The sequence below is a fragment of the Dermacoccus sp. PE3 genome (assembly GCF_001021715.1).
GTDB classification, from domain to species: Bacteria; Actinomycetota; Actinomycetes; order Actinomycetales; family Dermatophilaceae; genus Dermacoccus; species Dermacoccus abyssi.
Map to the genome: position 1 here is coordinate 1 of NZ_LDCM01000003.1, position 24,418 is coordinate 24,418.

A 24,418-nucleotide genomic window follows, 5' to 3' on the forward strand; every position below is an offset into this window, starting at 1 on the left:
CAATTCCTGCGACGCGTCTGGGACCGTCTCAGGCTTCTTGCATTGTGCGGCGGCTACCCTCACACGTGTGGCTGTGAAGCAGGGGAACAAGAGCAGCGTCAGATCCCGACGCGGTTGGCGCGACGAGGGTTGGCGGGACGAGGTTGCGACCTGGGCCGGCCGGTTGCTTCTCGTTGCCGCGCTCGTGTCCCTCGTGGCGATCCCCGTTCGCCGCAACACATTCCTCAACGTCGTCATGGACGTCCTCGGCTGGTTCGACATCCCCAGTGAGCCGTCACTCTTCGTGGTCTGCATGACACTCGTGCTCTCCGGTGGAGTACGACGTCGCTTCCGAGCAGCTCACACGGCGCTCGTGTTCATCATGGGCCTCGCCGTCTTCGACTCCGTCATGCGGATCTTCTTCCGCACAGAGTCGCTTCTCATGCTCGATCGGCTCCACGTTCACGGGGCCTATCGAGATTGGGCACGCTTCCAGGCATCGCCGATCGTCTCCAGCGTCACGCTGGCCATCTCGGTTGCGAGCTTCGCCCTCGTCTTGGCTTCTCGACGTGCGTTCAAGACTCGTCTCAGCGAAGGCGCGAAGCGTGCCTCCCTCGTCGCCCTGCTCAGTGGGTGGGCCTTCTCCGTTCTCGTGACCGTGGCACTCACGCTGTTCTTCCCTCGCAGCCTCGACACCGTGGGGCAACGAGTCGTGTGGGGAATCCGGAGCGCTTTCGGTGTTCGGACTCCTCCTGATACTCCGGGATTCGCCGGCCACCACGGTCATCAGTGGGTCTTCGGTATCGGCAGCGTCCTGTCCACGCTCGCGTTGTTGTTCGCCGTGCTCGTGCTGTGGCGCTCCGGGCGTGTGCGTGGCCTGACGGACGCGGACGACGAATTGCGTCTGCGTGCTCTGCTTCTCGAACACGGCGAGGACGACTCGCTCGGTTACTTCGCCACTCGTCGTGACAAGTCCGCGCTCTTCGCACCAGACGGGCGAGCCGCGCTGACGTTCCGCAACGAGGGAAGCGTCAGCGTTGCATCGGCCGACCCCGTGGGGCGACGCGAATCCTGGAACGGCGCGATCGAAGGCTGGCTGGAGCAGTGTGCTGAGCACGGGCTCTACCCGGCCGTCCTTTCGGCGAGCGCTGACGGCGCGCAGGCGTACGTCGACGCGGGTCTTAAGGCGTGGTCCTTGGGCGACGAGGCAATCATCGACGTCGACGCATTCACCCTTCAGGGGCGCACGATGCGTCCCGTGCGCCAGGCGGTCACCCGCGTCGAACGCGCCGGTTACTCGACACACGTGCGCCGGCACGAAGAGCTGTCCGGCCAGGAACTCGATGAGATCTCGCGGCTGGCGTACGCCTGGCGCGGCAACGAGACCGAGCGTGGGTTCTCCATGGCGCTCAACCGTCTCGGCGATCGCGCTGACGGACGCTGCGTCGTCATCACGGCTCACGACGAGAGCGGGGCCGTTCGCGGGTTCCTGTCCTTCGTGCCGTGGGGTGCGCGTGGACTGTCCCTCGACGTCATGCGCCGTGACCGGGCCGCAGAGAACGGGCTCAACGAGTACATGGTCGCCCACCTCGTCGAAGCCGCGCCGGCGCTGGGCGTCCGGCGTATCTCGCTCAACTTCGCGGTTTTCCGCAACGTCTTCGCCGATGCCGATGAGGTCGGTGCCGGTCCCGTGACACGACTGAGCGACAAGGCGCTGTCGTTCGCGTCTCGCTTCTGGCAGCTCGAGACGCTCTACCGCTCGAACGACAAGTACCGCCCCGAGTGGGTGCCGCGTTATCTCTGTTACGACCCCGAGCTGACGGTGCCGCGCGCCGCCCTGGCCATGGGCGTGGCGGAGGGCTTCGTGCCCCTTCTCGGTCCGCGCCTGCTCGTGGGGCCGAAGCCGGCCGACCACCAGCCGCCGCGCCCGGAGGTCGACTTCGTCGAGCGGGTTCAGGCGCTCGAGGCCGAGAGCCTCACCCCGCGCGTTCCCGAGCCGCGGCGCAGTGAGCAGCAGCGCGTCCGGCGCGCGAAGCTGACGCAGATGGCCGAAGCAGGCGTGGAGGCCTACCCGCCCCGCGTTCCGCGGACGACGACCGTTGCCGACGTCGTGGCGCGCCACCCCGATCTGGCGCCCGACGCCGCAACGGGGGAGCGAGTCTCAGTCACGGGCCGAGTGCGCGCTCTGCGCGACCTCGGTGGGGTGAGCTTCGTCGTGCTCGAGGAGAACGGCGTTCGCCTTCAGGCGATGGCCACACGGGACGGCACCCCGGAGCCTGCCTTCGGCCGTTGGGGCCACTGGATCGATCTCGGCGACATCATCAGCGTCAGCGGCGAGGTGGTGACCTCGAAGCGCGGCGAGTTGTCGGTTCTCGTGGACTCGTGGCAGATGGCGGCCAAATGCCTCAGCCCGGTACCCGATCTGCACTCCGGCTTCCGCGACCCTGACGCTCGCGTGCGTCAGCGCTCGCTCGACCTCATCGTCAACGCCGACTCCATGGAGATGCTGCAAGCACGCTCACGTGGGGTGCGCGCGTTCCGTGACGCGTTCGACGACCTGGGCTACACCGAGGTGGAGACCCCGATGCTCCAAGCCGTGCACGGCGGAGCGTCCGCGCGGCCGTTCAAGACACACATCAACGCCTACGGCATGGATCTGTTCCTGCGCATCGCGCCGGAGCTCTATCTCAAGCGCCTCGCGGTCGGTGGCATGCAGAAGGTCTTCGAACTGAACCGAAACTTCCGCAACGAGGGCGCCGACGCGACGCACAACCCCGAGTTCACCTCGCTCGAGGCCTACGACGCGTACGGCGATTACACAACAATGCGTCACCTGACGCGCGAGGTCCTGCTCGCAGTGGCACGCGCGGTGCACGGTGAGGAGATCGCGCTGCGACCGATGTCGGACGGCAGCGTGGAGCGTGTCGATCTTTCTGGACCGTGGCCCGCCGTGCCCGTCCACGAGGCGGTGTCGAAGGCCTGCGGCGTGACGCTCACGTCCGCGTCGACACGTGAGGACGTCGCTGCGGTGTGCGAAGCCCACGGCATCGATGCTCCGCGGGAGAAGGGCGCCGGCGAACTCGTCGTCGAGCTGTACGACGAACTCGTCGAGGCACGAACGACCTTCCCGACGTTCTACACGGACTTTCCCGTCGAGACGTCGCCGCTCACGCGGGAGCACCGTGACGATCCGCGCCTCTCGGAACGCTGGGACCTCGTGGCCTTCGGCGCCGAGATCGGTACGGCGTACACCGAGCTGGTCGATCCGGTCGAGCAGCGTCGTCGCCTCACCGAGCAGTCGCTCAAGGCGGCGGCCGGTGACGTCGAGGCGATGTCGCTCGACGAGTCGTTCCTCGGCGCGCTCGAGTACGCGATGCCGCCCACGGGTGGCCTCGGCATCGGCGTCGACCGCACGATCATGATGCTGCTCGGGGCTCCGATCCGCGCCACGCTCGCGTTCCCGTTCGTCCGTCCGCAGGGCTGAGTGGACCCTCCTCCTCGGCGAAGGGAACCTTCTCTCCTCTCGACTGAGCTATGAGGTGGATGACAATTCCTTGAGTTCTTTTCACCCATTGATGACCTATGAGCGGCAAGATCAGTGGGTGAGTGCGCGAACGAACGCGTCGCGCAAAGGGATTCAAGGGGAACCATGAAGAAGTCGCTCAGCGCAGCAGCCGCAGCCTTCGGTCTCGTCAGCATCGGCCTTGCACCTGCAGGTGCGAGCGCCCGGCAGGCCTCGTCCAAGGCGCCGACGTCCGGCGCGTCGTCGAGCTACACGCCACCGCCGGTGTCATGGGGAGCATGCAAGGCGCCGAGTCTCGTCAAGGCGGGTGCCCAGTGCGGCTACGTCACGGTTCCCCTCGACTACGCGAAGCCGAAGGGCGCGAAGATCAAACTCGCCGTGTCCCGTATCAAGCACAAGACGCCCGACGCGAAGAAGCAGGGCATCATGCTCGTCAACCCGGGTGGCCCCGGCGGTTCCGGCCTGACGTTGGCACGCCTGGGTCAGTGGGTGCCGAACGGAGGCGGCGACCCGTACGACTGGATCGGATTCGACCCGCGAGGCGTCGGCGACAGCCTCCCGAGCCTCGCGTGCGACGGTAACTACTTCGGCTACAACCGCCCCGACTACCGCGTGACGAAGGCCGGCACGGAACGTCAGTGGCTTCGCAAGACCGCGGGCTACTCGAAGGCCTGTTCGAAGGCGGACGGCGCACGTCTGTTGCCGCACATGAAGACCGTCGACAACGTGCGTGACATGGACTCGATCCGCAAGGCCCTCGGTGAGAAGCAGATCAACTTCTACGGTTTCAGCTACGGCTCCTACCTCGGCCAGGTCTACGCGACGATGTATCCCAAGCAAACACGCCGCATGGTGCTCGACGGCGTCGTCAACCCCAAGGACGTCTGGTACGGCGCGAACCTCAACCAGGACGTCGCGTTCGACGCGAACATGGACACCTTCTTCGACTGGGTCGCCAAGAACGACGCCACCTACCACCTGGGTAAGAGCGGCAAGGCGATCAAGAAGCGCTGGTACGCGATGCTCGACAAGCTCGCGAAAACGCCGGCGGACGGCAAGATCGGACCGAACGAGTGGACGGATGCCTTCCTCAACGCCGGTTACTACGTGTTCGGCTGGGAAGGTGACGCCGAGGCACTCGTCGCGGCGTTCAAGGGTGACTTCGGCCCGGTCACCGACCTCTACGACGAGGCGAACGGCTCCGGCCCGGGTTCGGACAACGGGTATGCGGTCTACCTCGGCACGCAGTGCTCGGATGTTGCCTGGCCCACGTCGTGGAACAAGTGGAAGGCCGACAACACGCGCGTCGCCAAGAAGGCGCCGTTCGAGACGTGGGCCAATGCGATGTTCAACCTTCCGTGCACGAGCTGGCCGGTGAAGGCGAGCAACCGCCAGGCGCCCCGCGTCGACGGCTCGAAGGTCGGGCCCATCCTGCTCATCTCGGAGACGAAGGACGGCGCGACGCCGTACGGCGGTGCGCTCGAGGTGCGTAAGCGCTTCCCGAAGAGCTCGCTCATCGAGGGCGTCGGCGGCACGACGCACTCGGGTTCGCTGAGCGGTATCGCGTGCACGGACGACAAGATTGCCACCTACCTGCTGTCCGGCAAGACGCCGCAGCGCACTCGCGGGCAGGGGCACTCGGACGTGAAGTGCGAGCCGGTGCCGCAGCCGGCGCCGGGCCCGGCGAACGCGCTGACGGAGTCGGCGTCCGACTCGGGGCGCCGCCACGGTCACGGCAAGGGCCACGGCAAGAAGCGTCACGGCATGCCGCAGGATCTGCGCGCCCAGTTGCAGCAGGCCGCTTCGTCGACCCGCTGACGGACTGACCCTTGAACGCCCGAGCGGCCGGCACCCCCAAGGTTGCCGGCCGCTCGGGCGTTTCGCCGTGCGCGTCGATCAGTGACGCAGAGCCTTGCGGGCCAGTGCGTTACCGATGAACTGCGCGATCTGCACGAACACGATGATGATGACGACGGCTGCCCACGTCACGGCCCACTGGTAGCGCTGGTAGCCGTACGCCAGCGCGAAGTTGCCGAGACCGCCGCCGCCCATCGCGCCGACGACCGCGGTCATGTCGATGACGGCGACGAGCGCGAAGGTGTACCCGAGGATGAGCGGCGCGAGCGCCTCGGGGATGAGAACGGTGCGGATGATCCGCCACGGGCTCGCGCCCATCGCCTGAGCCGCCTCGATGACGCCCGGGTCGACACTCACGAGGTTCTGTTCGACGATGCGACTGATGCCGAACGTTGCGGCGAGCGTCAGCGGGAAGATCATCGACGCGGTACCGATCGTCGAGCCGGTGACCTTCAGCGTCAGCGGACCGAGCGCGGCCGCGAAGATGATGAACGGGATCGGGCGGATGATATTGACGAGCACGTTGAGGATCGTGTGAACCGTCGGGTTGGCCATGATGCCGCCGCGGCGCGTCGTGTTGAGCAGCACGCCGAGCACGAGCCCGAACAGACCGCCGAGGACGATGGTGGCGCTGACCATGAGGAGGGTCTGCCCGACCGACTCCCACAGCACGGGGCGCAGTGCGCTCCAGTCCGTGTCCGCAGTGATGACCTTCATGCCGTGGCCTCCTCGAGTTCGTGGACGGTGGCGACCTGGGCGAGGTCGGTCAGCACCTGCGTGACGGTGACGTCGTCACCGCGCAGGGCCAGGGTCAACGTCGTGAGGTTCGCTTCCTTGAGGGGCGTGAGGCCACCGTGGACGATCTCCGGTTCGACACCGCGGGCGCCGGTGGAGGCGAGAACCCTTCCGAATCCAGCGGAGTCGTGGACGGTTGCCGTGACGAGGCGTCCGCTCACCCTCTCGCGCAGCCGCGCGATCTCGCGGGCGTCGGGCACGTTGCGCAGCGTCGCGTCGACGAGCCGCCGCGTGGCTGACGATGTCGGTGCGCCGAGCACCTGCTCGGTCGGCCCGGACTCGACGAGGCGGCCGTGTTCGAGGACCACGACGTCGTCGGCCAGTTCACGCACGACGTCCATCTCGTGCGTGATGACGACGATCGTCACGCCGAGCTCATCGTTGACGCGGCGCAGGAGGGCCAGGACGTCCTTCGTCGTGTCGGGGTCGAGGGCGGAGGTCGACTCGTCGGCGAGCAGGATCTCCGGGTTCGTGGCCAGGGCGCGGGCGATGCCGACGCGCTGCTTCTGGCCGCCGGACAGCTCGTCAGGATAGGCCCAGGCCTTCTCCGTCAGACCGACGAAGTGGAGCAGTTCGGTGACTCGCGCCTCCTGCTTGTCCTTGTCCCAACCGGCGACCTCAAGCGGATAGGCGACGTTGGCGTACACCGTGCGCGAGCGGATGAGATTGAACTGCTGGAACACCATGCCGATGCGGGCCCGCAGAGCTCGGATCTGCTTTGCTCCCAGACCCGCCAGATCGACGCCGTCGACCTCGACGGAGCCGGTCGTCGGGGTCTCGAGCGCGTTGATGAGCCGCACGAGGGTGCTCTTGCCTGCACCGGAGAACCCGATGACGGCGAGGACGCGGCCGGTAGCGACGTCGAGGTCGATCTCCTGCAGCGCGGTGACGTTCTTCTTGCCGCGCACGAAGGTCTTGCTCACGCCGCGCAGCCGGACCGCCGGCGCGTTCTCGGGTCGGGCCGGGGGAGTGGGGGTCACTTCTTGGCCTTGATCTGCGACTCGATGCGGGTGAGGATGCCGCGCACGTCCGCGACGGAACGCTTCACCTCGTACTGGGTTCCCTTGGTGCGCTTGGAGATGAGGTCCTGCACCGACTTCTCGTGGTACGCCTGGACGAACTTCGCGTACGTCGGGTTGTCGGCGTCCTTCTTGCGGGCCACGATGACGTTGATGTACGGCTCCGAGGACTTCGCCTTGGGGTCGTCCTTGAACAGCGCCTTGCTCGGGTCGAGGTTCGCGTCGGCGGCGAAGTTGTTGTTGACCACGGCGCCCTCGACGGAGGGCAGGGCGGCTGCGGTCTGGGCAGCGTCGACGGGCGTGACGCCGACCTTCGACTTCGCGGCGTCGATCTCGGCGGGCGTCGACAGGGAGTTGCCCCCGCCCTTGAGCGTGAGCAGACCGGCGCTCTGCAGGAGCAGGAGGGCGCGTGCCTGGTTCGTCGCGTCGTTCGGGATGGCGACCTTGCCGCCGTCGGCGAACTCGTTCACCGTGGTGTGCTTCTTCGAGTACAGCGACAGCGGCACGATGTAGGTGGAGCCGACCGGCGTCAGGGTGTCGTTCTTCGCGGCGTTGTAGTCGGCGAGGAACTGCAGGTGCTGGAACTGGTTGACGTCGACCTGGCCCTGGGAGAGCGCCGGGTTGGCCTGCGTGTAGTCGGTGAAGTTGACCGGCTGGATGTCGAGGCCGTACTTCTCCTTGCCGACCTTGACCAGTTCGGTCCAGTACGGGTCGGACGCTTCGGTGGTACCGACGGTGATCTTCGTCAGCTTCTCGTCGTCGCTACCCGTGAAGGCCTTGATGCCGAAGCCTGCGGCGAGCGCGACGACGAGGACGCCTGCGCCGATGGCCGCGTACTTGGGGCCGTTGCTCTTCGGCTTCTCGGGCAGGGCCTGGACGGCGGGGCTGGCTCCGGGGGTGGTGGAGTTGGTGTTCTCGGACATGGTGATGCCTTCCTCGAAGGGGCGTGCGAGGCGCCGGTGGGGTGGGCGGCGACGACCGCCCGACGATGGGTGCGGTCAGTGCTTGGGGCGCGCGAACGCGGCGTCGTGCGTGTGCGGTCGCGCGGTGGGGGCCTGGGTGGGGCGATGCGTGTGCTGCATGTGATCTCCCGGGATCGGGCGCACCGGTACGAAGCCCTCGAAAGGGATGTGTTCCGGGTGCGGAACGTGCTTGCCGCGCGGTTGACGCGGCCGTGTCATCACCTGGAGCACCCCGCCACGTTCGTGAGGGTTGCCGTCCGACCAGCCAGGGCTTTGCATCGGATCTCTTGACCGGCATTACATTAGAGGCGCCGCGAGAAGCCCGTCAAATCAAGTGATCTGGGCCACTCTGCGTCACCGCTGGGCCGAGTTTCCTGCGGTTGGGTAGTCGCCGCCTCGACCCAACGGCAGGAAAGTCTGCCCAGTGGAGAGATGCGCTGATGCCGTGCTCTCCCCGTGGGCTGGAGTCACTAGGGGCGGAGCGTGGACTCCACGGGGTCGAGGTACCCCCCGAGCTCGCGCTTATTTGCTCGGCGGAAGCACGTCGGTCTGCGCGGGGAGGTCGGCCACGCCGACCGGGCACGTCACGCCCTTGTAGCCGTGATTGCAGTACCCGCCTGGATTTTTCGCGAGGTACTGCTGGTGGTAGCCCTCGGCCGGCCAGAACTTTCCGGCTTCGTCGGCGGGCTTCATCTCCGTCGTGATGGCGCCGCGGCCCGCGTCGGTCAGCGCACCCTGGAACGCTTCTGCGGTGCGACGCGTAGCGGTCTCCTGCTCGGGCGTCGTCCAGTAAACCGCAGAGCGGTACTGCGTGCCGATGTCATTGCCCTGACGGTTGGCCGTCGTCGGGTCATGGTTCTCCCAGAACGCCTTGAGCAGCTGGGCCGGGGAGACCTTCTCCGGGTCGTACGCGATCTGGACGGCCTCGGTGTGGCCCGTCGTGCCCGTGCAGACGTCCTCGTACGAGGGGTTCTCACGGTCGCCACCCATGTAGCCGACGGCCGTCGAGACGACCCCCGGGATCTGCCAGAAGATGCGCTCCGCACCCCAGAAACATCCCATCGCGACGTACAGCGTCTCGGTCTTGTCCGGCCACCCGCCGAGCAGTGGCGTGCCAAGAACGTCGTGCACGGCAGCGACGTCGACCGGGGCGGAATCCTGACGGGTGAACCACATGGGGCGTTCCTTTCACTGGGGTCGCTGTGTTCAACGCAGGCGTGTCCGAGAGGATTCCGAACTCGCGGAGCAACCGCGTGAACGGCGCGCGTCAGTCGACGAGCGGCGGCACTTCGAGTGGGATGGGGCGCAGCAGCCTCGCGCGGATCTCGACCATCGTCTGCGCGTGCGTGTCGAGCGCGACGTCCTCGGAAAGCGTTGGCACCCAAGGCGGCACGGCCCGCTTGTGGCCGTTGTTATCAAGGCCGACAAGCACCATCGTGCACTCGGTTGTGAGGTTCAGTTCGCCCGTGGGCGGGTTGCCCGAGCGCACTCGCGCCGGTGTGGATGAGCCACGCCTGCACCTCGACGAGGTCGCGGACGTGCAACGGCTGGTGGAAGCGCACACCGCCCGCGTACACGGCCACCGCCGAACCCTGGTTCCAGCGCTCCGCGACGAGGGTTGCCGCCTCGTCGATCCACTCCATGACGACGCCGCCGTGCACGTTGCCGCCCCAGTTGACGGTGGTCGGTGCCGCGAGGAAGCGCAGCGTCTCGCGACACGACTCCGTCGCGTCCCGTGTAACTCTGCTTCACCATGTCGGCTTCGATGCGGGTGCGCACGTCGGTGAGGGTGACGGCGCGCTCCTGCTGGTCGCGTTCCCACTCGTCCTGCGGCGTGAACGTCGGGACAGGTGTGGGCTTCCGGTCGTCGTCGACCGCGACGAAGATGAGCAGGCACTGTGTGTTGACGCGCAGCTCGCCCTGACGCGGGTCGCCGGACGAAACGGTCGCGACGATGTGCATCGACGTGCGTCCGGTGTGGACGACACGCGACTGCACCTCGACGATGTGGCCCACCTCGACGGGGCGGGTGAAGCGCACATTGCCGACGTAGGCCGTCACGCAGTAGTGCCCGCTCCACGCCGCGGCACAGGCGTACGCGGACTTGTCGATCCACTCGAGCATCCGGCCGGCACCGACGCGCCCGCGCACGTCGGCATCCATCGGTGCGGCCATGAAACGCAGGGTGATGTGGCGTCGGTTCCGGGCATGCCGTCGATCGTAGGGCCGGTACCGCCGGAAATTCACTTGTCGGGCGCGCGGTTGCTGGCGTTCCATGACTGGCATGAACACGGTGCGCATCGAACGGATCACCCCTGAACACCCGCAGTTCGAGGAGTGGGCGACCGTCTTCGTCACGGCCGGGCGCCGCCAGTGGGGGCGCGACACGACTGCCTACCCGCCGAACGAACTCGCACAGATGTGGGAGTCCCTGGCCCACGCGAAGGTCTGGCTCGCCGCGATCGACGACGACGGCGACGTCGTCGGGTCCGCAGCCATCGGGATGCCGACGCAGGACAACCCACATCTCGCCGGGTTCGACGTCGCCTGCCTCGACGAGCGGGCTAAGGCGCTCAAGCACCGTCTCGTCGACGAGGTCGAACGTGTCTGCCGAGAGGCCGGGCGCACCACGCTCATGATCGAAACGCAGACGCCGGTCGGTGCCGCCAACGACGAGGCCGCCTTCTTCGAAGCAGCGGGCTATGCGGAAGCGCAGACGTGCGTGCGTAACGGGCAGCGGCTCCCCGTGAGCGCCGACATCGGGGCCGAGATGCGCCGCGTCATCGAGATGAACGACGGCTACCGCATCGAGACCGTCGTCGGTCGGCTTCCCGAAGACTGGCTGCCGGAACGGGCGCGCCTCGCCGGAATGATGTCGACCGACACACCTCTCGGCGACCTCGCCATCGAGCCGGAGAACTGGACCCCCGAGCGCGTCACCGCGATGTTCGACGAGGACGAACGTCGCGGGCGCGTCGTCGTCGAGGCCGTGGCCTGGCACGAGGAAACCGGTGAGATAGCCGCGTTCACGCACGTTTCGGTGCCCGCGGAAACACCGTGGATCGCCTACCAGGACGACACCCTCGTCGCGAAAGCCCACCGGGGCCATCGGCTCGGCTACCGCGTGAAGGCTGCCGTGTCCTTGGCTCTGCCCCAGGCCGCGCCCGGCGTCACCGTGCAACGCACCTGGAACGACGAGACCAACGAGCACATGCTGCGCATCAACCGTGAACTCGGCTACGAGCGAGAGGGGACGTTGGTCGAGTGGCAGAAGGTGCTCGATTCGGCTCCGGGTGACGCTGCACACGACGCCTGAGCGACAAGGCACCGGCTCCCGTGGACGAACGGTGGCGCGGGTGACACGCGGCACTCGGTAACCTTGGGCGTGTGACCGATGTACTGACGATGCAAGATGCCCTGTTGACGTTGCAGAAGTACTGGACCGACCGCGGTTGCATGGTGGTCCAGCCCTACAACACCGAGGTCGGGGCGGGAACGATGAACCCCGCCACGGTCATGCGCGTCCTCGGGCCCGAGCCGTGGCACGTCGCGTACGTCGAACCCTCCGTGCGCCCCGACGACAGCCGCTACGGCGAGAACCCCAACCGTCTGCAGACGCACACGCAGTTCCAGGTCATCCTCAAGCCCGACCCGGGCAACCCGCAGGAGCTCTACCTCGGCTCCCTGCAGGCGCTTGGCATCGACCTCGACGCGCACGACGTGCGCTTCGTCGAGGACAACTGGCAGCAGCCCGCCATCGGCGCGTGGGGCCTCGGGTGGGAGGTCTGGCTCGACGGCATGGAGGTCACGCAGTTCACCTACTTCCAGCAGGTCGTGGGCCAGAACCTCGAGCCGATCTCCGTCGAACTCACCTACGGCATGGAGCGCATCCTCATGGCGCTCCAGGGCGTCACGCACTTCAAGGACATGGCGTACGCCGAGGGCATCTCCTACGGCGAGGTCTTCGCGCAGAACGAGTACGAGATGTCGCGCTACTACCTCGACGACGCCGACGTCGAGACTGCGCACACCTTCTTCAAGAACTACACGGACGAAGCGCAGCGCATGATCGACGCCCGCCTGCCCGTGCCGGCGTGGACGTACGTGCTCAAGAGCTCGCACGCGTTCAACATCCTCGACTCGCGTGGCGCCGTGTCGACCACCGAGCGCGCTCGCTCGTTCTCGCTCATGCGCCGCCTCGCCCGCGAGGCCGGTGCTCTGTGGACCGAACGCCGCGAGGAGCTCGGCTTCCCGCTGCTCAAGGAGGGCGTCGCCACGTCGCGCGTCAACGAGATCGCTGCTGCAGCGGTGACGGCGCCGAACGTCACGCAGCCGGCCCAGAAGGCCGAGTCGGCGACGGACCTCGGCGACGACGCTCAGACGTTCGCGTTCGAGATTGGCGTCGAGGAGATGCCGCCGCACGTCGTCGACGCCACCCTCCCCGCGGTGAAGGAGGCCGTCACGACGGCGCTCGCGGCCACCCGCCTCGAGCACGGTGACCTCAGCGTCGTCGGCACGCCGCGCCGCATCGTTGTCACGGTGCCCGGCGTCAGCGCGCACGAGCCGGACGCCGAGACGCTCGCCAAGGGGCCCAAGGTCGCGGCCGCCTACGACGCCGACGGCAAGCCCACGAAGGCGCTCGAAGGGTTCGCCCGCGGCAAGGGCGTCTCCGTCGATGACGTCGTCACCGCTGAGTTCGACGGCGCGGAGCACGTCGCCGTCAAGCAGACGCAGACCGGTCGCGGTGTGCTCGAGGTGCTCGGCGCGATCGTCACTGACGTCGTCGCGGGCCTGCGCAGCGACAAGAACATGAAGTGGAACGACCCGGAGCTCACCTTCAGCCGCCCGATCCGTTGGCTCGTGGCGCTGTGGGGCACTGCTGTCGTCCCCGCGACGGCCGGTCTTCTCACGGCGGGTCGCACCACGTACCTGCAGCGCACCGCTGCGCAGCCGCACGTCGACATCGCCTCGGCCGAGGATCTCGTCAGCACGCTCGAGGGCGCCGGCTTCCTCCTCGACATCGACGCGCGGCGCCAGGCCGTCGTCGACGGCGCGCTGGAACTCGCTCGCTCCGTGGGCGGCACGATCGACATCGAGGGCGAGGCCGGTCTCGTCGACGAGATCACGAACCTCGTCGAGGAGCCGCGCGGCGTGCTCGGCACCTTCGAGGAGCGTTACCTCGACCTGCCCGAGCAGATCCTCACCACCGTCATGCGCAAGCACCAGCGTTACCTGCCGGTGCGCGACGAGTCGGGCAAGCTCATGCCGTATTTCGTCACGATGGCCAACGGGGCGATCGACGACGACGTCGTGCGCGCCGGCAACGAGTCGGTGCTGCGCGCCCGCTACGAGGACGCGGCCTTCTTCTGGGACGCCGACCTCAAGGTGGGCCTCGACGACTTCCGTCGGAACATCGACTCCCTGACGTTCGAGAACCGTCTCGGCTCCTTCGCCCAGCGCGCGGATCGCATCCGCGACGTGGCTCAGGCGCTCGCCGGCCATGTGGAGCTGTCGGGCGACGACAAGACGACGCTGACGCGCGCAGGCGAACTCGCCAAGTTCGACCTGTCGACGCAGATGGTCGTCGAACTCTCGTCGCTCGCGGGCACGATGGCGCGCGAGTACGCGCTCAAGGCAGGGGAGACCCCGGCCGTCGCGGAGGCACTCTTCGAGATGGAGAAGCCCCGTTCGGCCGGTGACTCGCTGCCGGTCTCGACGCCGGGTGCACTGCTCGCCCTCGCCGACCGCTTCGACCTGCTCACTGCGATGTTCGCCATCGGCGCGAAGCCGACCGGTTCGTCCGACCCCTTCGCGCTACGCCGCGCCGCGCTCGGTGTCGTCTCGATCCTGCGCGGCGTGCCGACGGTGGCCACCGTGAGCGTGGCTTCCGGGCTCGAAGCCGCAGCGGCGCGCCTGCGCGAGCAGGGCGTCGAGGTCTCCGGCGAAGCGCTCGCGTCGGCAGCCGAGTTCGTCGAGGGCCGCTTCGGCCAGCAGCTGCGTGACGAGGGCGTCCCCGCGCCGCTCGTTGCAGCGGTGGCTCCGTCGGCCGGCACGCCGGGTGCGGCGGAGGCCTACCTCGCCGACATCCAGACGCTCTCGGGAGACGAGGCGTTCGCGGCTCTCGTGCAGGTGACGCAGCGCATCACGCGCATCGTTCCTGCGGGCACCGACGCCTCCTTCGACGCGTCGGTTCTCACCGACGACGCAGAGAGGGTTGTCGCTCCGCTCGTGGCCGACCTGGCCGACAACTCCCGCGGTTCGCTCACCGAATGGTTCGCTGCGGCAAGCGGTCTCACCGACAAGCTGAACACGTTCTTCGACGAGGTGCTCGTCATGGCTGACGACGAGAAGCTCAAGGCTGCACGACTCGGCATGCTGCAGACGGTCGTCGCCAAGGCACCTGCCGGCATCGACTACAAGGAGCTCGACAGGGCGCTCGACGCCTGATTCTGACCGCGTAGCACTTCACGGCGAACGGTGGCCGGTGACCGAAGGCGTCACCGGCCACCGTTCTCCGTTGCGCGCGGTGAGCCGCTATCTCAGCCGAGGGTTCGGTAGGACTCCTGCGCGCCGCGACGGGTCACGGTGTCGGCGGCGAATGCGGCTGCCACCTGAGCGGCATCCTCCATCGTCATCCCGTGGGCGAATCGGGCCACGAAGGCTCCGGTGAACGCGTCGCCTGCACCCGTGGTGTCCACCGCCTCCACGGGGCGCGACGGTACCTCGTCGAGGCCCTCGGCCGTGGCCACCAAGGTGCTGGCGGCTCCGCGTGTCATGACGACGGACGGCACCCCCGCGGCGACGATGGCGCGCAGAAGGGCGTCGTCGTCATCGGTGGAGCCGAGATCCAGGATGCCAGCGGCGAGTCTGGCCTCGTGCTCGTTGACGACGAGCGGGTCGGCACGCCGGATCGTCGTCGGCGAAACGTTGATGACGGGCGCGAGGTTGAGCACGAAGCGTGTCGCAATCGCCTCGCAGGTCTCCGCGACGGCGTCGACGACGTGAGCAGGGATCTCTCCCTGGCACAGCACGACTTTGGCCCCGTCGATGGTGTCGCGAAGCCGGTCGACGTCGGCCACGTCCCAGCCTCCGTTGGCACCGGGAACGATGACGATGCTGTTCTCCCCGGCATCGTCGATCGTGATGAAGGCCATTCCGGTTGTCCCGTCGACGGCGTCGGTGAGTGCGAGATCGACATCGGCCGCGCGAAGGAGTTCGAGGGCTTCATCGGCGTAGGGGTCCGTACCGACCTTGCCTGCGAACATCACGTCCGCCCCATTGAGGCGTGCCGCGAGAGCCTGGTTCGCGCCCTTGCCGCCCGGGGAGGAGTGCATCGAGCGGGCGGCGAGGGTCTCGCCGGGCAGCGGATGCCGTTCCACCTGAACGGCGAGGTCGACGTTGGTCGAGCCGATGACGAGGACGGTGGCCACGATGGGGTCCCTTCAGGTTGTCGCACTTTGCCCACCCTATGCATCAGCCTTGTTCGCCTCCGCCGCGCAGTTCGGCGTGGATGCGCCGGCAGGTGGCGAGCACGAGATCGACTACGGCCTTGGGCGGGTGGGGGATGACGGCGTCGAACGGGACGTCCGCACCCTCCCCGAGCGGAAGGCTCAACAGCTGCGGATCGAGACTCTCCGCCGCGTCGACGGGGACGACGGCGACCGCACGTCCTTGACCGAGCAGGTAGCCGTGGGAGCCGGAGAGTCGGTCGGTCGCCTGCAGGAGCGTGTGCGGTTCGAGCCCGCGTCGCAACAGGCCGGTCATGATCGCGTCGAAGTACGCGGGATGGTTCTCCCGGGGCCACATGAGCAGAGGCGTCTCGTCGAGTGAGGCGAGGTCCTGCGTCGTCCGCAGGTCACCGAGCAGATCGGGATGCCCGACGAGAACCAGGGGGTCGTCGCCGAGGTGGATGCGTCGGCACCCTTGCGGCGCTCGCGCGAAGTGCGCGAGCCCGAGGTCCGCTTCTCCCGTGGCCACGGCCTGTTCGACCTGTCCGGTCCCGATCTCGAGCACCGTGAGCTTCGGCCCCTCGGTCTCGAGCCGCTGGAGGAGATGAGGCATGAGCCGGTTCGCGATGCTGGGGGAGCAGGCGACGGTGAGGTGCGACGCGGCGCGTTCGCCCAGGTCGCGGGCCGTGCGCTCGAAGAGGGCAGTTGCGGTCAGGGCCGCGCGGGCTCGTTCGAGCAACTCGACGCCTTCGGGTGACAACCGTGTCGGCCCTTCCTGTCGGATGACGAGCTCGGTCCCCAGGGTGCGTTCGAGCGCGCGCACCTCCTTGCTGACGGTCGGCTGTGCCCGCCCCAGAGCGTCCGCTGCCCGCCCGAAGGTGCCTTGCGTTGCGACGGCCTCGAAGGCTTCGAGCTGCTTGAGCGTGACCCGCAGATCCATAGCCTCAGGCTATAGGCCTATGCCGATCTGAGCCTGGGAACCCCCGACGAATCTCCCTATGGTCGAACGTAACCGACATCACATTGCCCCAGGAGGAAGCCATGACCGAACCCATCCGAATCAGCACAGAGGTCCGCGACGCACTCGCAGAGGGTCGCCCCGTGGTAGCCCTCGAGTCGACGATCTTCACCCACGGCCTGCCTCGTCCGCGCAACCTGGAGGTCGCGCTGGAGGGCGAGGCCATCGTGCGTGACGCAGGCGCCGTGCCTGCCACCATCGGCGTCTTCCACGGTGAGAGCGTCGTCGGCCTGAGCGAGGACGAGGTCACCGAACTGTCGAAGGAGGACGGCCTTCTCAAGGCGTCCATCCGTGAACTCGCCTATGCCAAGGTCAAGGGGCTGAGCGCGGGAACCACCATCGCGGCCACCGCCTACCTGGCCAACCGCGCCGGTATCGACGTCTTCGCGACGGGTGGCCTCGGCGGCGTGCACCACGGCGCCGAGAAGACATTCGATGAATCCGCTGACCTCGTCGCGATGTCGCGCACGTCCTTCGTCCTCGTCTCCTCAGGGGCCAAGGCGATCCTCGACATCGCAGCCACCCTCGAGCGCTTCGAGACGCTGAGCGTCCCGGTCGTCGGCTACCGCACGAACAGCTACCCGGGCTTCTACGTCCAGGAGTCGGGTTACACCCTCAACCAGCGCGTCGACTCGCCGCAGGAGGTCGCCGCCATGCTGCGCGAGCAGCGGGCCCTCGGCATGACGTCCGGCATCAACCTCGCCAACCCGGTCCCCGTTGACGAGCAGCTCGACCCCGAGGGCCTCGACGCGATCCTCGAGCAGGCCTGGGCCGATGCGGAGAAGGACGGCATCTCCGGTCAGGCATCCACGCCGTACCTGCTCGACTACATCCGTCGCGCGACGAACGACCGCAGCCTCGACGCCAACGTCGCGCTCTACCGCAACAACATCAAGCTCGCGACCCAGGTGGCCGCAGCGATGGTGGAGTGACGATGCTGGGCGTCATCGGAGACATCGTTCAGGACATCGTCGTCTGGCAGAAGGAGCCGGTCCGCCACGCGACCGACACCGCGTCGGACATCTTCATGCAGCGAGGCGGCTCCGCATCGAACGTCGCCGCCTTCGCCGGTTCGCGGGTGCCCACCCGGTTCATCGGGTGTGTCGGTGAGGATCTCGCGGGCGTCGCGGTCACGCGTGCGCTCGAGGAGCGCGGCGTCGAGACCAAGATGCAGGTGCGTGGCACGACGGGGATGATCGTGCTCCAGATCGACGAAGCAGGCGAGCGGAACATGTTTCCCTCGCGTGCGGCGAGCGGCATGTTGGAGAGCGTCGACCCGTCGTGGCTCGACGGCATCGACCTGCTGCACCTCACTGCCTACTCGCTGGAGGTCGAACCGGCCCGCAACTCGGTCGTCGAGGCGGCGCGGCGCGTTCACGACAACGGCGGGCGGGTCTCCTTCGACGTCTCGAGCGTCTACACGATCGAACGTCTCGGGGACGAGGAGTTCGTGCGTCTGCTCAAGCAGATCGCCCCGGACTTCATCTCGGCGAACCAGGACGAGTCCCGTCGGCTGGGGCTCGCGAACGGCCAACAGCCGGGAAGGCTGCTCGCCGAACTGGGCGACGTCATGCTGCTCTCGCGCAACGGCGGCGAGGCGACGCAGGTCTTCGTCGGCCCTCGTCACGTTGCCGAGGTGGACGTGGAACCCGTGGAGAACATCCGTGACCTCACCGGTGCCGGTGACGCCTTCAACGCCGGATTCCTCGCCAGCGTCATCAACGACGGGGTGGACCCGGTCGCCAACGTCCAGGCCGCGCACGCGTTGAGCCGCAGGGTGCTCACGAGCCCGGGCGCCACCGAGCCGGACTGGGATTCGCCGAACACCGCAGAAGGAGCGTCATGACCGACACCTCGACGCAGCGCCGGACATCGGCCTCTGGCACCTTCGGCGTCGTCATGGCGCTGCTGGCCGCGATCGTCGCGTTCCAGCTCAACGCCTCCATGCTGTCGCCGGTCCTCGCGACGATGGAGAAGGAACTCGACACCAGGGCCGCGCAGATCGGCGTCACCCAGACGGCCTTCTTCACCGCCGCTGCACTGTTCTCGCTCATCATGCCGCGCTGGGGCGACCTCATCGGCCGCAAGCGCATCATGCTGGGCCTGCTCGCGGTGACGGGCGTCGGCTCCGTCCTCGCCGCAGTGGCCACCTCCGTCGACGTGCTTCTCGTGGCACGAGTGATCCAGGGTGCCTCCGGGCCCATCGTTCCGATGGCGCTCATCATGCTGCGCGCGGAGATCTCTGACGACAAGCGCTACGCCTTCTGGATGGCGGTGCTCGCCTCGGTCAACGGCGGTATCGCCGGCGTCGACGCCCTCGCAGGAGGATGGCTCGCCTCCGCCTTCGGTTTCCACGCGGTGTTCTGGACGATGGCCGTGGTCTGTGTCGTCGCGTTCGTCTGCGTCGTGGCGGGAGTCGGCGACAGCCGCAACGTCGAGGACCGGCATCCGATGGACTGGAAGGGTGCGGCGCCGCTGGTCATCTCGCTGGGAGCCGTTCTCATCGCGTTCAACGAGCTCGGCAAGCTGTCGGCGGCCAACTGGACGCTGTTCGCCGTGCTGATGGTCGTCGGCATCCTGGCGTTCGTCATCTTCTGGCGCGTGGAATCGACGACGGCGGCTCCGCTGGTGTCGACCCATTACCTCAAGGAGCGGCGCACGTGGGGTCTCCTGCTCACCACGGTGCTCACGATGACGGGTGTCTTCGCCGTGATGAACGGCCTCGTGCCCAACCTCGCCCAGGCCAAGGGCTTCGGCGGCATCGACGCGGACAGCGTCTCGTGGATCACCCTGACGCCGTACGCTCTGGCCGGTCTGCTCATGGGCCCGATCGCCGGCAAGCTGGCGTCGAGGTTCGGTTACCTCGCGGTGTTGCGCGCCGGCATCGTCATCACGATCGTCGGAGTCGGGGTCGCAGTGCTCGCCGTGTCGAACCCGGCATCGTGGTTGCTGTTCATCGTCTCGACGTGGATCGGTATCAGCTACGCGGGCATGACGAACATCATGCTCAACGGTCTCGGCGTCGTGCTCAGCCCGAAGGACAACACCGGCTACCTGCCGGGCATGAACTCGGGGGCGTTCAACATCGGCGCCGGGCTCAGTTTCGCTCTGCTCTTCGCGGTCAACACGTGGCTCTCGGACGGTAGCGGTGCGGCAGCGGGTTATCGCGGCGGGATGCTGACGGGCGCTCTCGTGCTCGTCCTGGCACTGCTCGCGTCCGTCCTCATCCCCAAGCCGACGAACGCCGAACACTTCGACGATGAAGGATCGGCCCCGACGGCCGGTCAGGAGGTGACGTCATGACGAGCGCACCGCGCAGGATCGTGCTCGACTGCGACCCCGGCCACGACGACGCCGTCGCGATGATGCTGGCGCTCGGCAACCCCGCCATCGAGGTGCTTGCCATCACGACGGTCGGAGGCAACCAGACGATCGACAAGGTCACCCGCAACGCACAGAGCGTGCTGGCGATGTGCAGGCGAGAGGACGTCCCGGTGTACCAGGGGGCTTCCCGCCCGCTCGTGCACAGGGTCGAGTCGGCTCCGGAGATCCACGGCGAGTCGGGCCTCGACGGCGTCGAGTTGCCCGAACCCGGCGCGGCTCTGCGCGACGGTCACGCGGCCGTTGCCATCGTCGATGCGGTCATGGCGGCGAAACCGGGGGAGGTCACCCTCGTCGGCACCGGCCCGTTGACCAACCTGGCGCTCGCGGTGCGACTCGAGCCGCGCATCGTCGAGCGGGTGGCCGAGGTCGTCGTCATGGGCGGCGGCTTTCCCGAGGCCAACTGGACGGCAGCAGCCGAGTTCAACATCTGGGTCGACCCGCAGGCCGCGGCCATCGTCTTCGACGAGCCGTGGCCGGTGACGATGGTGGGGCTCGACCTCACGCACCAGGCGCTCGCGACGGCGGAGGTCGAGGCGCGCGTCGGCGCCATCGGTTCGCCGCTGAGCGACTTCTTCGTCGGGCTCATGGGGTTCTTCCGCAAGGCGTACAAGGAGTCGCAGGCCTTCGACGACCCGCCCGTTCACGATCCCTGCACGATCGCCTACCTCATCGATCCGACGATCGTGCAGACCAGAAGGGCGCCGATCGCGGTGGAGCTACGGGGCGAGCACACGGTGGGCATGACCGTCGTCGACCTGCGCGGGCCCGCGCCGGAGGGTACGCACACCCAGGTGGCGACGACGCTCGACGCCGACCGCTTCTGGGGTCTCGTCGAGGACGCGATCCGGGCTCTGAGCGACGCAGAGTGATCGGCTGGAAGGTCGCCGCGGGCATGCGCCTGCGGCGACCTTCTGCATGACGCGGTTGTCAGTGCTCGCCACTAGGCTGAGGCCATGACGCACGACAACGATCTCGAGACCCTGGGGTTTACCACCCGCGCCATCCACGCAGGGCAGGAGCCCGATCCGCGCACCGGGGCCGTCGTCCCCGCGATCTACCAGACCTCTACGTACAAGCAGGACGGTGTCGGAGGTCTGCGTGAGGGCTACGAGTACAGCCGGTCGGCCAACCCCACCCGCACCGCGCTCGAGGAATGCATCGCGGCTCTCGAGGGCGGTACGCACGGCTACGCGTTCGCCTCGGGCCTCGCCGGCTCCGACGCCGTGCTGCGCGCTGTTCTGCGCCCCGGCGACCACATGGTCATCCCCACCGACGCCTACGGCGGCACGTTCCGCCTCGTCGACAAGGTGACGCAGCACTGGGGCGTCGACTACTCCACCGCTCCCATCGCCGACCCTCAGACCGTCGCCGCCGCGATGACGGACAAGACGAAGCTCGTCTGGGTCGAGACGCCCACCAACCCGCTCCTCGGCATCGCCGACATCACGGCCATCGCCGCCGTCGCGCACGAGCGCGGAGCGCTGCTCGTCGTCGACAACACCTTCGCCTCGAGCTACCTCCAGCAGCCGCTCGCCCTCGGCGCCGACATCGTCGTCCACTCGACGACGAAGTACGCCGGTGGCCACTCCGACGTTGTCGGCGGCGCCGTCGTCGTCGGTGACAACGTCGCGGTCGAGGAGTACGCCGAGGTGGCGGCCATGATCCGGTTCAACCAGAACGCGCTCGGCGCCATCGCCGGCCCGTTCGACGCCTGGCTCACGCTGCGTGGCCTCAAGACTCTCTCCGTGCGCATGGAGCGCCACTGCGACAACGCGGAGAAGGTCGTCGAGTTCCTCTCGGCGCGCGACGACGTCACGAAGATCTATTACCCGGGCCTGGCCGAGCACCCCGGCCACGAGGTCGCCGCGAAGCAGATGAAGCGTTTCGGCGGCATGGTGAGCTTAGAGGTCGCCGGCGGCATGGAGCGTGCGCTCGAGGTGTGCGACGCGACGAAGATCTTCACCCTCGGCGAAAGCCTCGGCGGTGTCGAGTCGCTCATCGAGCACCCGGGCAAGATGACGCACGCGAGCGTTGCGGGCACCGCGCTCGAGGTGCCTCCGGCCCTCATCCGCCTGTCCGTCGGCATCGAAGACGAGGACGACCTCGTCGCCGACCTGCGTCAGGCGCTCGACAGCACGCGATGACCGGCGTCGTCATCCGCCTCGTCCTCCTGGCGATGGCCCTCTTTCTCGCCGTGCGACTGCTGCACCATTCAGCGGTCGCACGGCGCGAGTGGGCCGTGCGCGACGCTGCGCTCACCCGCGCGGAGGAGTGGTGGGCGCGCACGCACGGCGGCCCGTTCGACCAGGAACGACGCGAGGTGCCAGGCGACATCGCGCCGTACCTCGGCCCGAACGGGCCTCGCTCGGAGCTTCGTGGCCCCAAGCCCGACCAGGCCGCATGGGTCTGGGGCTGGATCTGTGTGGTCATCGCGGCGTTCCTCGCCGTCAGTGTTGTCGCACAGTTGAGTTCGGGCAGCGTCTGACGTCGAACTGGATGCCCGTTCACCCAAAAGGGTTGGCCAGAAGGCTCGATGCCCTGAGACCATGGGGCAGGCGCTCGTATCCCGGGCGCCTCGACGAACGGAGACACCCGTGCCTCACGCGGTGGAGGCCGAGGGCCTCGTCAAGAAGTTCGGTCAGTCCGTAGCGGTGGCCGATGTCAGCCTCACGGTTCCCGAGGGCACCGTGCTCGGTGTCCTTGGCCCGAACGGTGCCGGTAAGACGACAACCGTGCGCATGCTCACGACGCTCATCCGCCCCGACGGCGGCCATGCGCGTGTTGCCGGAGCCGACGTCGTGAAGCAAGCCGACGAAGTGCGTCGCCGCATCGGCGTCTCCGGCCAGTACGCGGCCGTCGACGAATACCTCACCGGCTTCGAGAACCTCGACATGATCGGCCGCCTCTACCACCTCGGTGGGAAGGCGTCGAAGACCCGGGCCAAGGAGTTGCTCGCCCAATTCCGCCTGGAGGAAGCGGCCAACCGCCCGGCCAAGACGTACTCGGGCGGCATGCGCCGCCGCCTCGACCTCGCCGGAGCGCTCGTCGCCCGCCCGCCGGTCATCTTCCTCGACGAGCCGACGACCGGCCTCGACCCGCGCAGTCGCGGCGAGATGTGGGAGGTCATCGAGGAACTCGTCTCCGGCGGCACGAGCCTGCTCCTGACGACCCAGTACCTCGAGGAAGCCGACCGTCTCGCGGACTCGATCGTCGTCGTCGACGGCGGGCACGTCATCGCGCGCGGAACGGCCGACGACCTCAAGAACGAGGTCGGGGGAGAGCGCCTCGAAGTGCACCTTCGCGAGAAGGACGACGTCGCCCGCACCCGGGAGTTCATGGCGCGTCACGGCTCCGGCGAGGTGGCCGCTCCGGAAGGCGGCCGCGAGCTCGTCGTACCGGTCGAATCCGGCACTCGCGCCCTCGTCGCACTCGTGCGCGACCTCGACGAGGCCGGCATCGAGGTGGCGGACATCGCCGTGCGTCGCCCCACCCTCGACGACGCCTTCCTCTCGCTCACCGGCCACTCGGTCGCGGAGTCCGAGGACGAAGCCGACGCCGCGAGCGAAGGGGGTGAGCACTGATGGGTCACCTCGTGTCCGACGCACTCACCGTCATGCGTCGCAACCTCATCAAGATCAAGCGGGTTCCCGACCTGCTCGTGTTCTCGACGATGCAGCCGATCATGTTCGTGTTGCTCTTCGGTTACGTCTTCGGTTCGCTCGCCGGACCGAACGCCGACGGCTACCGCGAGTTCATGATGGCCGGTATCTTCGCCCAGACCATCGTCTTCGGCGCCACGATCACAGGTGCCGGCCTCGCCGACGACATGCAGAAGGGCGTCATCGACCGCTTCCGGACGCTGCCGATGCACCCGTCGTCGGTGCTCGTGGGGCGCACCCTGAGCGACGTGGTCAACAACGTCATCGTGCTCGTCGTCATGTCCCTGACGGGCCTCGTCATCGGGTGGCGCATCCGCGGAAGCGTGCTCGACGCGCTCATCGCCTACGCGCTTATGCTCCTGTTCAGCTACGCGATCTCGTGGATCATGGCGTGCATCGGCCTCAAGGTGAAGGCGCCGGAGATCGTCAACAACGCCGCGTTCATGGTGATCTTCCCGCTCACCTTCATCGCCAACACGTTCGTGCCGGCCGAGAACATGCCGAGCGCACTCAAGTGGTTCGCTGGCTGGAACCCGGTCTCCACCATCACGCACGCCGCCCGCGAACGCTTCGGCAACCTCGGCGCCATGGGCGGTGACTCGGCGGCCATGCGCGAGAAGATCGAGTACACGTGGGCGCTGCAGCACGCAGAGATCTACACACTGGCCTGGGTACTCGTGGTTCTCGCAATCTTCGTGCCACTCGCTACCCGCATCTACGCGCGGGCCGTGGCGAAGTAGGCAGCAGTACCGCCACGACGACGAAGGAGGCGAG

The 24,418-nt window shown here is 67.8% G+C and carries 20 protein-coding genes, 1 pseudogene and 1 riboswitch; of the genes and pseudogenes, 12 read left to right on the forward strand and 9 right to left on the reverse strand.

The features are described 5' to 3' along the window. The first annotated feature begins 67 nt into the window (after positions 1-67). Together lysX and AA983_RS07905 are read left to right on the forward strand one after the other, a co-directional pair. Positions 68-3,463 (forward strand): bifunctional lysylphosphatidylglycerol synthetase/lysine--tRNA ligase LysX, encoded by a 3,396-nt coding sequence (gene lysX, locus AA983_RS07900; protein ID WP_231579567.1) that lies wholly within the window; start codon positions 68-70, stop codon positions 3,461-3,463. 165 nt (positions 3,464-3,628) lie between these two features. Then, positions 3,629-5,320 (forward strand): alpha/beta fold hydrolase, encoded by a 1,692-nt coding sequence (locus AA983_RS07905; protein WP_047311754.1) that lies wholly within the window; start codon positions 3,629-3,631, stop codon positions 5,318-5,320. A 78-nt stretch (positions 5,321-5,398) separates the two neighbouring features. Here AA983_RS07905 and AA983_RS07910 read toward each other — a convergent pair whose 3' ends face one another. The 7 genes and pseudogenes from AA983_RS07910 to AA983_RS16005 form a co-directional block, all read right to left on the reverse strand. Continuing rightward, positions 5,399-6,076, reverse strand: a complete 678-nt coding sequence (locus AA983_RS07910; RefSeq protein ID WP_047311755.1) for a methionine ABC transporter permease — start codon at positions 6,074-6,076, stop codon at positions 5,399-5,401. Next, positions 6,073-7,086: a methionine ABC transporter ATP-binding protein gene (locus AA983_RS07915; protein ID WP_165357993.1), complete on the reverse strand. Its 1,014-nt coding sequence runs from the start codon at positions 7,084-7,086 to the stop codon at positions 6,073-6,075. Before AA983_RS07915 ends, AA983_RS07910 begins: the two co-directional genes overlap by 4 nt. A gap of 44 nt (positions 7,087-7,130) precedes the next feature. Continuing rightward, positions 7,131-8,096, reverse strand: coding sequence for a MetQ/NlpA family ABC transporter substrate-binding protein (locus tag AA983_RS07920; protein ID WP_047311757.1), 966 nt, complete (start codon positions 8,094-8,096; stop codon positions 7,131-7,133). A 220-nt stretch (positions 8,097-8,316) separates the two neighbouring features. Beyond that, a riboswitch (SAM riboswitch) is annotated at positions 8,317-8,428 on the reverse strand. Positions 8,429-8,657: 229 nt separating this feature from the next. Beyond that, complete coding sequence (gene msrA / locus AA983_RS07930) at positions 8,658-9,311, reverse strand: peptide-methionine (S)-S-oxide reductase MsrA (RefSeq protein ID WP_047311759.1); 654 nt, start codon at positions 9,309-9,311, stop codon at positions 8,658-8,660. Positions 9,312-9,402: 91 nt separating this feature from the next. Further along, entirely contained in the window at positions 9,403-9,570 is a 168-nt protein-coding gene (locus AA983_RS15995) for a hypothetical protein (protein WP_322613496.1), read from the reverse strand. Then, the gene (locus AA983_RS16000) at positions 9,551-9,778 is read right to left on the reverse strand and encodes a hotdog domain-containing protein (protein ID WP_322613497.1); all 228 of its coding nucleotides are present in this window, start codon (positions 9,776-9,778) and stop codon (positions 9,551-9,553) included. The genes AA983_RS15995 and AA983_RS16000 overlap by 20 nt, the downstream gene beginning before the upstream one ends. A 253-nt stretch (positions 9,779-10,031) precedes the next feature. Beyond that, positions 10,032-10,436 (reverse strand): annotated as a pseudogene (locus AA983_RS16005) (acyl-CoA thioesterase); the annotation flags it as partial. Here AA983_RS16005 and AA983_RS14815 point away from each other — a divergent pair. Together AA983_RS14815 and AA983_RS07945 are read left to right on the forward strand one after the other, a co-directional pair. Then, a complete protein-coding gene (locus AA983_RS14815; protein WP_052946994.1) occupies positions 10,420-11,451 on the forward strand; it encodes a GNAT family N-acetyltransferase in 1,032 nt (343 codons plus the stop codon). The pseudogene AA983_RS16005 and the gene AA983_RS14815 overlap by 17 nt on opposite strands. 71 nt (positions 11,452-11,522) lie before the next feature. Then, positions 11,523-14,582 (forward strand): glycine--tRNA ligase, encoded by a 3,060-nt coding sequence (locus tag AA983_RS07945; protein ID WP_369798775.1) that lies wholly within the window; start codon positions 11,523-11,525, stop codon positions 14,580-14,582. A 92-nt stretch (positions 14,583-14,674) separates the two neighbouring features. Here the strand turns inward: AA983_RS07945 and AA983_RS07950 are convergent, their stop codons facing one another. Together AA983_RS07950 and AA983_RS07955 are read right to left on the reverse strand one after the other, a co-directional pair. Continuing rightward, positions 14,675-15,565 carry a ribokinase gene (locus AA983_RS07950; RefSeq protein WP_156170299.1) on the reverse strand — a complete coding sequence of 297 codons (891 nt, stop codon included), beginning with the start codon at positions 15,563-15,565 and terminating at the stop codon, positions 14,675-14,677. A gap of 43 nt (positions 15,566-15,608) precedes the next feature. Then, positions 15,609-16,523: a LysR family transcriptional regulator gene (locus AA983_RS07955; RefSeq protein WP_047311762.1), complete on the reverse strand. Its 915-nt coding sequence runs from the start codon at positions 16,521-16,523 to the stop codon at positions 15,609-15,611. Positions 16,524-16,624: 101 nt separating this feature from the next. Between AA983_RS07955 and AA983_RS07960 the strand changes: the two genes are divergently transcribed. The 8 genes from AA983_RS07960 to AA983_RS07995 all read left to right on the forward strand — a co-directional run bounded on the left by AA983_RS07960 (position 16,625) and on the right by AA983_RS07995 (position 24,384). Then, positions 16,625-17,533: a pseudouridine-5'-phosphate glycosidase gene (locus tag AA983_RS07960; RefSeq protein WP_047311763.1), complete on the forward strand. Its 909-nt coding sequence runs from the start codon at positions 16,625-16,627 to the stop codon at positions 17,531-17,533. 2 nt (positions 17,534-17,535) lie between these two features. Continuing rightward, the gene (locus AA983_RS07965; RefSeq protein WP_047311764.1) at positions 17,536-18,447 is read left to right on the forward strand and encodes a carbohydrate kinase family protein; all 912 of its coding nucleotides are present in this window, start codon (positions 17,536-17,538) and stop codon (positions 18,445-18,447) included. Further along, positions 18,444-19,904 (forward strand): MFS transporter, encoded by a 1,461-nt coding sequence (locus AA983_RS07970; protein ID WP_047311765.1) that lies wholly within the window; start codon positions 18,444-18,446, stop codon positions 19,902-19,904. The genes AA983_RS07965 and AA983_RS07970 overlap by 4 nt, the downstream gene beginning before the upstream one ends. Then, positions 19,901-20,854 (forward strand): nucleoside hydrolase, encoded by a 954-nt coding sequence (locus AA983_RS07975; protein ID WP_047311766.1) that lies wholly within the window; start codon positions 19,901-19,903, stop codon positions 20,852-20,854. The genes AA983_RS07970 and AA983_RS07975 overlap by 4 nt, the downstream gene beginning before the upstream one ends. An 84-nt stretch (positions 20,855-20,938) precedes the next feature. After that, entirely contained in the window at positions 20,939-22,129 is a 1,191-nt protein-coding gene (locus tag AA983_RS07980) for a cystathionine gamma-synthase (protein ID WP_047311767.1), read from the forward strand. Beyond that, positions 22,126-22,470 carry a hypothetical protein gene (locus AA983_RS07985; RefSeq protein ID WP_047311768.1) on the forward strand — a complete coding sequence of 115 codons (345 nt, stop codon included), beginning with the start codon at positions 22,126-22,128 and terminating at the stop codon, positions 22,468-22,470. The genes AA983_RS07980 and AA983_RS07985 overlap by 4 nt, the downstream gene beginning before the upstream one ends. A gap of 109 nt (positions 22,471-22,579) precedes the next feature. Beyond that, positions 22,580-23,566 (forward strand): ATP-binding cassette domain-containing protein, encoded by a 987-nt coding sequence (locus tag AA983_RS07990; RefSeq protein WP_047311769.1) that lies wholly within the window; start codon positions 22,580-22,582, stop codon positions 23,564-23,566. An 11-nt stretch (positions 23,567-23,577) separates the two neighbouring features. Next, positions 23,578-24,384: an ABC transporter permease gene (locus AA983_RS07995; protein WP_338084030.1), complete on the forward strand. Its 807-nt coding sequence runs from the start codon at positions 23,578-23,580 to the stop codon at positions 24,382-24,384. The last annotated feature ends 34 nt before the right edge of the window (positions 24,385-24,418 follow it).

Bases quoted from the DNA above. Each gene is read 5' to 3' on its own strand.
- AA983_RS07965 (WP_047311764.1), top strand. From the start codon at position 17,536: ATGCTGGGCGTCATCGGAGACATCGTTCAGGACATCGTCGTCTGGCAG.
- AA983_RS15995 (WP_322613496.1), bottom strand. From the start codon at position 9,570: ATGGTGCTTGTCGGCCTTGATAACAACGGCCACAAGCGGGCCGTGCCG.
- AA983_RS07985 (WP_047311768.1), top strand. From the start codon at position 22,126: ATGACCGGCGTCGTCATCCGCCTCGTCCTCCTGGCGATGGCCCTCTTT.
- AA983_RS07955 (WP_047311762.1), bottom strand. From the start codon at position 16,523: ATGGATCTGCGGGTCACGCTCAAGCAGCTCGAAGCCTTCGAGGCCGTC.
- AA983_RS07975 (WP_047311766.1), top strand. From the start codon at position 19,901: ATGACGAGCGCACCGCGCAGGATCGTGCTCGACTGCGACCCCGGCCAC.
- AA983_RS07960 (WP_047311763.1), top strand. From the start codon at position 16,625: ATGACCGAACCCATCCGAATCAGCACAGAGGTCCGCGACGCACTCGCA.
- AA983_RS07910 (WP_047311755.1), bottom strand. From the start codon at position 6,076: ATGAAGGTCATCACTGCGGACACGGACTGGAGCGCACTGCGCCCCGTG.
- AA983_RS07920 (WP_047311757.1), bottom strand. From the start codon at position 8,096: ATGTCCGAGAACACCAACTCCACCACCCCCGGAGCCAGCCCCGCCGTC.
- AA983_RS07980 (WP_047311767.1), top strand. From the start codon at position 20,939: ATGACGCACGACAACGATCTCGAGACCCTGGGGTTTACCACCCGCGCC.
- AA983_RS07905 (WP_047311754.1), top strand. From the start codon at position 3,629: ATGAAGAAGTCGCTCAGCGCAGCAGCCGCAGCCTTCGGTCTCGTCAGC.
- AA983_RS16000 (WP_322613497.1), bottom strand. From the start codon at position 9,778: ATGGAGTGGATCGACGAGGCGGCAACCCTCGTCGCGGAGCGCTGGAAC.
- AA983_RS14815 (WP_052946994.1), top strand. From the start codon at position 10,420: ATGAACACGGTGCGCATCGAACGGATCACCCCTGAACACCCGCAGTTC.
- msrA (WP_047311759.1), bottom strand. From the start codon at position 9,311: ATGTGGTTCACCCGTCAGGATTCCGCCCCGGTCGACGTCGCTGCCGTG.
- AA983_RS07970 (WP_047311765.1), top strand. From the start codon at position 18,444: ATGACCGACACCTCGACGCAGCGCCGGACATCGGCCTCTGGCACCTTC.